Below are 6,589 nucleotides of genomic sequence, written 5' to 3'. Positions count from 1 at the left end.
AACTCATAACCGATAACTCACAACCGATAACCGATAACTCAAAACCGATAACTCACAACCGATAACTCACAACCGATAACTCACGTCCAAAGGGTATTGGTTCTAATGGATGAAAAAATGACATGTAAAATTGTTCATCATGTGGCTGGTCCCCCAAAGACACATCTCTATATGTAACCTACTATTAAAAACATTAAAGATGTTAGCCACATGATTAAACAATAAAGCATTAACTAAATTAAAAAACACCGTAGGGGTCAATGTTATTAAGGTAATAAATTTTAGAAAGCTCAGCCAGTTCGTCTTTTAGGCTCATGGGTAGAGTAATGATAGTTGATTTAAAATTTGTAATTAGTAAAAAAAAAACAGTTATTTTTCGTTGTTTTACTATATGAAATCGTTAACCATACATCAGCAACCAATTTTTTTTTAATTTTTAACCTAATGAAGTTGTCTAGCGCAAATGTGCTATGAGTTTTTTTTAAATATCGTTACTTTTTTCTAAATATACTTTTAATTGCTTTTTAATTTCAGTCTTGGAATTGGATGTTTTTAAAAAGCGAACAACTCCTTTTTCCCACAATTGGCACTTAAGATAAAAGTTGACATCATCAAATATGGCAACAATTATAGGGACTCTGATATTGTTGGCATTTAAAAATTCAAAGCAGTCTAAGGATTTATTTCTAAAAAAAATGACATAATCATAATCCTCTGCGGGTTCTCTCTCGGAGTAATAAATAAAATCATATTCCGAAAATTCTTTTTTGAGAAAATTATAAAAAGATCTATTAGTATCGCAAATCATTATTTTTTTTATTTCATAAATCATGACGCATTATTTACAATTGATTGTTTATAGTATATGAAAGTTTAGTTATTCTTACCCGTTGGGTGAAATCATTTTTCTATCACACTTCGATACCTCAGTACGGGCTAGAATCATAGATAAAAGTAAAATAGTTAAAGAAGGAATAGAAATAGCATTATTTCACCATAGTAAAACGTCTATTTTTTCTTTAATGAAATTATAAATTCCTATGCATCTATGTGGTAAAAAATAATTTCACCCAACAGCTTTGTTCTTAAAATTTATGGTATTTGCAAGCTTTTCTATACTCAATATTTTTTATAGTTCCATTTATAGCCTATTCTAATGAATCCACTCCCGTTTAACTCAGGTTTCCAGCCAAAAATTTCCTGATCAAGCCTTTTGTCTAAAGTACCTCTTAAACCAAAAAAAAAATGATCTGATATAGTGTAATCAATGCCTGCTTCTAATCCGTAAATAGGTCTAAAACCATGATTACCCCTATTTACTTTTGCCAAACGCAGTCCGCCATAGTACCGCAATTTCTCATATAATCCAGAGGTTAAGTTGACACCAAATCCCCCATGTATATCGGTATAGCCTCCATACAGCGCTGAATGAGACTCAAATCCAGCTTTAGCGTAAATTAAACCTACATATTCAATTTCACCAACTATATTTAAGCCAGACTGTTTGATAGAAGCATAAGGATCTACACTAGTACTGAGTGTAAAATATTCCATCGTATTAAATCTAAGTCCATGTTGACCAGACATGTATTGGAAAAACATTATAATTAAAAAGGTAATAACTTTTGTCATAAGAAATTTAAGTTATGTAATGTGTAATAAGAGTATGGTTTGATTTTAGGTGTAAGAGATATAATTCTTTATTAAAACTAGCAGGATATTAGGTGTAATGTTTTTTAAACTACTAATCTTTACTCATTGGTACAAAAATCTATTTTATTTTTTCGTTTAGTCTTATTTGATAAATAAAGTGGTTGTTTGGTGTAATAAAAGGGCGTTTATTTGGATTTTAAGGGATGTGATTAGAGTGATTTCAAGCGCAACTACTGGTGGTTTTTATGTGCCTTCGTGTCTTATGTCGTTCAATCGTTGAATTGTTTAAAGTTTAAATTGTTTAGGGTTTAAATTGTTTAGGGTTTAAGGTGGTTTAAAGGTTTAATTGTTGAAACGTTGAATCTTTCAATTCAATCCTCATTCCTCATTCCTCAATCCTCAATTCCTCAATCCCAATTCCTCAATCCCAATTCCTCAATCCCAATTCCTCAATCCTAATTCCCCAATCCTACATTCCCCCATACCTGATAAATCATCACTAATAAATCATCACTAATAAATCATCACTAATAACTAATAACTGATAACTGACAACTGATAACTGACAACTGATAACTGATAACTGACAACTGATAACTGACAACTGATAACTGAAAACTGACAACTGAACCCTAGGATAGTGATACTTTTTTTATCAAATAATACTCAAATAGCATTATTTGTTGCATCATTATTACCGTATGTTACTTTAACGAGTGAAGTTGATTTAGATATCTTTTCATTTGTGTATAATATTCTTTTTGAATTTCGATTGTAATGAGGCTTAAGAAAGGTCTTTTTTGGTACAAATTGGAGATAATTTTTGAGTTTAGTTTAGTTCTAAAATAGTTTAATAATGTATTTCAAATTAACCGGTCGTTACTTAATTGTTTTTTTAGTCTATATACCGTTGTCTTATGGTCAGGTTGGTATTGGCTCTATGACTCCTAATAAATCGGCCATGTTGGATATTGTTTCTTCAGATAAAGGGATGTTAATACCAAGAGTAGCTTTAAAAAGTGGGACAGACGGAACTACAATTAGTAATGGAAATGTGGATGGACTATTAGTTTATAATACAGCTTTAGTAGCGGATGTTAAGCCAGGGTTTTATTATTGGGAAAATAAGACATGGAATAGAATACTTATCGAGGAGAAAAAGTTCACGGGAGAAGTTGGAAATGGGTTGAATAATGACAATGGAAAGCTGCAATTGGGGGGGAGTTTAGAAAAGCCAACTACATTGAAGCTCTCTGCAACCAATACCCTTGCTCTAATCGGACTCGAAGAGGGGAATACGAAGCAGGATGACGTTCTTGTGGTGGATGCTAACGGTGTCTTGAAGAAAGTGCCTAATTCGTTGGTAAAAGAAAAGCAAGAAATTGTTTTGGCCAAAGAAGGGCAGACAGAGTTTATTGCTCCATTACCTACGTTTGATGCTGACAAGATTAATGTGTATAGAAATGGAATCAGAATTGGTTTTACAATTAGTAAGCCTAGTGTGATAAAATTAGAGTCAGGGATAATTTGCGACTTTAATGACGAAATACGGATTGTACAGTTTTATTAATGAAATCCAATGTTTTTTTCAATTATAACAAAGAACGAATAGGGATACTCTTAAGGGAATAGCTAGAATAACAAAGAGCAAACTAAAACTAGAAAGATTAGGTGTCAGCTAAAAAAAACGAAGAGTAAAATAAAATTGAATTAACCCGTTGGGTGAAATTCAAATAAAATAAAAACTAAACCACACTTCGATGCTTCAGTTCAGACTAGAGCCAAGAGGAATAGCAAATCAACATAGAAAAAAACAGTAATACTGCTATTTTTCAATAGATAGGCTAGGGAGAGAGTAAAAAAGCTAGTTATTTTTTTTAAACGGCGAATTATAGGATACTAGCCTGTTCAGTGGTATCTAAGTGTGGTAAAAAAATAAGTTCACCCAATGGGGTACTAAAAATAATTTTTCTAATAGGTATAGTATTTCCAAAAGGAAAGGAGTGCGGTATAACCTATAGCTAAGTATAGCTAACCTTTTTCAACCTTTAAACAATTTAAACAATTTAAACAATCTTAAACCTTAAACCTTAAACCTTAAACAACCTTAAACCTTAAACAACCTTAAACCTTAAACAACCTTAAACAACCTTAAACCTTAAACAACCTTAAACCCTAAACAATCTTAAACCTTAAACAACCCAATCCCCAATCACCCAAAGTAATCTATTAAATAAATTTATAAACTATTAAAACTAAAAATTATGAAAACAAAAGTATGTAAACTAGCTTTTTTTGCCATGCTCATGGCTTTATCTTTTAAAGGCAATGCACAAGCTACGGTCGATGTAGCAAAAGGGATAAAGGCGGTTAAAGTGGTTGACAACAAAGGTACAATCAAGTATTTTCAATCCAACAATGGGATTACTCAAATTGTGAATACTACAGCCGATGCAACTACTACAACTTGGCAATTAGGAGGGCAACTGACCAATGATACTTACATAGATGCTACGGGTAAAGTGTTTGGTCTTGACGGTCTTGAGTTAGAGACAGGACCAGCCTCAACAAATGCTACTACGGGTTCTATACATGGTGGTGCTGGAACGGGTTGGACGTTGTTGGTTAGAGATGAAGCAACTGGGGCAACTAAAAAATTAGCAGCAGAAAGTTTAGTGAGTGGGATAAGAGTCGAGCATGTTCAAGCAACAAATGCTTCCGCTAATGTTGATATCACGGTAACTGGATTACCTTTGTTAACGGCAGGTTCTACGGAAGCTAAATTATTTGTGTACAGAAATGGAATTAAATTAAGAACAGGTACTGATTTTGTAGCTTCATTAGACAAAGTGACTATTACTTATAGTGCTACGGACTTACCTATGTATAAAGACGACATAGTGGAAATCCAATACATTAAGTAATTTTTTACTACCATTTTATATGTTTCTCAAAAGACTTTTATTGCCCATCATGTTGATAGTTTGTAATGCTATCTATGCACAATCTTTCAAAGTAGTTGATAATAAAGGAACGTTGAGAAACATAAATGAAGAAATTGGAAACCTAGCAGAGTTGTATGTGTCGGTTCCTGCTAGCCCTCAAGTGCTTACTGAAGTTTTTTCGGATGTTATTTTTAATAGCACAGGGATTGTGGATGCTAGTGATTTTAGTGTAGGGGGTAGTGCTATTACAATTAATAAAATCGGACGTTATGAAATAACGTACAGGGTAAGTACTAAGAGTAAGAATAATGATAGGTCAGGAGCTGAATTTTATTTAGACATGGCAGGGATTGAAGTCCCTGGTACCAGAGCGTATACCTATAGCCGAAACAGTGTAGTAGATAAAAATACAGCTACTGTTACAAAAATAATAGTAACAACTCAAGTTGCGGTTATAAAAGTAAAAGGTAGAGTGTATGCTTCGACGGCCTCGGATAAAACGGTATTCATAGCCGATAACGGTTGTTCCTTGATTGTTAAAAGGATAAAATGATACATTGCCCCTAGGGTAAATTAAAAAAATAAAAACTTAACCACACTTCGATGCCTCAGTGTAGCCTATAGCCATAGATTAGTAGCACCAACATAGACAAAGTAGAAATAGCACTATTTATCACCATAGATGAGCTATGTGAATAGTAAGAAGTCAAATGGTTTCTTTTAAAAAGCTATAAATGCTATGATTTTAGTCGGTACTGAGGCATCGAAGTGTGGTAAAAATAATTTCACCCTAAGGGTGATAGATGGAAGGCAAATGAAGTACTTATATTTTTTTTTACTGTTGACTACGAGTTTGGGTTTTTCACAAATTAGTATTACTTCTGGAGTAGTAACTACAATAAACAATGCTGGCCAAGGAGACTTGTACAAAACAACAGACACAAATGAGTTGTTTATTGGTTTAAGCGATGGCAAGCTTGCCTTAATTGGTGCGAATAATGTGTGGAAAATGGGTGGCAATACGAATAGCTTACCTACAAGTTTATTGGGTAGCATAGGAGACGTTAAAACGAATTTGGGGTCAAACAATACGACTATTTTTGAACTAGGAAAACGAAATACATTAGGTTTAGTGCAATCATTTTCTGATTATGATGATCCCGATCAATATATAGCTCATTTAAAAGGGAACGGTGTTTCGGCACTGCAATTTGAAGCTACAAATGCTTCTTTTTATAAACCAATGTTTTACACAACAGCTACAGGTAATTTTAGACTTAAAGGCAGTGCGGCGGGTTCAGACTTTTTTGAAATTGGATCGGCAGGAACGGCTAATAACGGATCTCTTGAATTCATAGTGGGTGATGATGGAGACGAAGCAATTCTCTTTAAAAAAAACAATTATGATACGAATTCCAATATAGAAATATTGCGTTTACAAGGTATCGGTTTAAACAATACAGTCAGAGTAGGTATTAATACAACAGGAGTTGTTGCCAATTCAACGTTACAAAATGGGGGGTCTTTTTCACTTCCGATTAATGCAACGACTAGTAGCTTTGTACTAACCGATAAAGAATACACTTTGATTTTAAAAGCAGGTACTTATACAGGAACCGCAGTTACCCTTCCCGCAGCCACTACTTGTAAAGGTAGAATATATGTAATTAAAAACAATTCAGGAGTGAATAGAAGCTCGTCTTCATTTGTTAGTAGAACTGGTGTTAATGCATCGAATTTGGGTAATAATACGGTTTTTGTACTTCAGAGTGACGGTACAGTTTGGCAGCAAGTGAATTAGTTCTTTAGATCACTTCTCACTTTTCTCACATCTCACAATAAACCTTTAAACAACCTTAAACTTTAAACCTTAAACTTTAATAACTGATAATAGCCTTCTCACTTCTGTCTTTTCACTTTTCACTTTTCACGACAATAAATTAAACAACCTTAAACCTTAAACAATTTAAACTTTAAACAATTTAAACTTT

The 6,589-nt window shown here is 33.3% G+C and carries 6 protein-coding genes; 4 read left to right on the top strand and 2 right to left on the bottom strand.

What is annotated here, in order from left to right; translation table 11 throughout:
- Positions 1-481 precede the first annotated feature (481 nt).
- Together FLB_RS05345 and FLB_RS05340 are read right to left on the bottom strand one after the other, a co-directional pair.
- Positions 482-832 carry a hypothetical protein gene (locus tag FLB_RS05345; protein WP_157490547.1) on the bottom strand — a complete coding sequence of 117 codons (351 nt, stop codon included), beginning with the start codon at positions 830-832 and terminating at the stop codon, positions 482-484.
- A 287-nt stretch (positions 833-1,119) separates the two neighbouring features.
- The gene (locus FLB_RS05340; protein ID WP_231891047.1) at positions 1,120-1,632 is read right to left on the bottom strand and encodes a hypothetical protein; all 513 of its coding nucleotides are present in this window, start codon (positions 1,630-1,632) and stop codon (positions 1,120-1,122) included.
- An 877-nt stretch (positions 1,633-2,509) separates the two neighbouring features.
- On the opposite strand from FLB_RS05340, the gene FLB_RS05335 reads away from it, so the two are divergent.
- The 4 genes from FLB_RS05335 to FLB_RS05320 all read left to right on the top strand — a co-directional run bounded on the left by FLB_RS05335 (position 2,510) and on the right by FLB_RS05320 (position 6,399).
- On the top strand, positions 2,510-3,223 hold the full coding sequence (locus FLB_RS05335; RefSeq protein ID WP_064714938.1) for a hypothetical protein: 714 nt from the start codon (positions 2,510-2,512) through the stop codon (positions 3,221-3,223).
- 694 nt (positions 3,224-3,917) lie between these two features.
- Positions 3,918-4,577, top strand: a complete 660-nt coding sequence (locus tag FLB_RS05330; protein WP_064714937.1) for a hypothetical protein — start codon at positions 3,918-3,920, stop codon at positions 4,575-4,577.
- A gap of 19 nt (positions 4,578-4,596) precedes the next feature.
- Positions 4,597-5,151: a hypothetical protein gene (locus FLB_RS05325; RefSeq protein WP_064714936.1), complete on the top strand. Its 555-nt coding sequence runs from the start codon at positions 4,597-4,599 to the stop codon at positions 5,149-5,151.
- Between the two features lie 261 nt (positions 5,152-5,412).
- A complete protein-coding gene (locus tag FLB_RS05320) occupies positions 5,413-6,399 on the top strand; it encodes a hypothetical protein (RefSeq protein ID WP_157490546.1) in 987 nt (328 codons plus the stop codon).
- The last annotated feature ends 190 nt before the right edge of the window (positions 6,400-6,589 follow it).

The organism is Flavobacterium succinicans (genome assembly GCF_001662485.1).
Lineage (GTDB): Bacteria > Bacteroidota > Bacteroidia > Flavobacteriales > Flavobacteriaceae > Flavobacterium > Flavobacterium succinicans_A.
This window is presented reverse-complemented; position numbering and strand designations above follow the sequence as displayed.

Bases quoted from the DNA above. Each gene is read 5' to 3' on its own strand.
- FLB_RS05320 (WP_157490546.1), top strand. From the start codon at position 5,413: ATGAAGTACTTATATTTTTTTTTACTGTTGACTACGAGTTTGGGTTTT.
- FLB_RS05330 (WP_064714937.1), top strand. From the start codon at position 3,918: ATGAAAACAAAAGTATGTAAACTAGCTTTTTTTGCCATGCTCATGGCT.
- FLB_RS05325 (WP_064714936.1), top strand. From the start codon at position 4,597: ATGTTTCTCAAAAGACTTTTATTGCCCATCATGTTGATAGTTTGTAAT.
- FLB_RS05345 (WP_157490547.1), bottom strand. From the start codon at position 832: ATGATTTATGAAATAAAAAAAATAATGATTTGCGATACTAATAGATCT.
- FLB_RS05335 (WP_064714938.1), top strand. From the start codon at position 2,510: ATGTATTTCAAATTAACCGGTCGTTACTTAATTGTTTTTTTAGTCTAT.
- FLB_RS05340 (WP_231891047.1), bottom strand. From the start codon at position 1,632: ATGACAAAAGTTATTACCTTTTTAATTATAATGTTTTTCCAATACATG.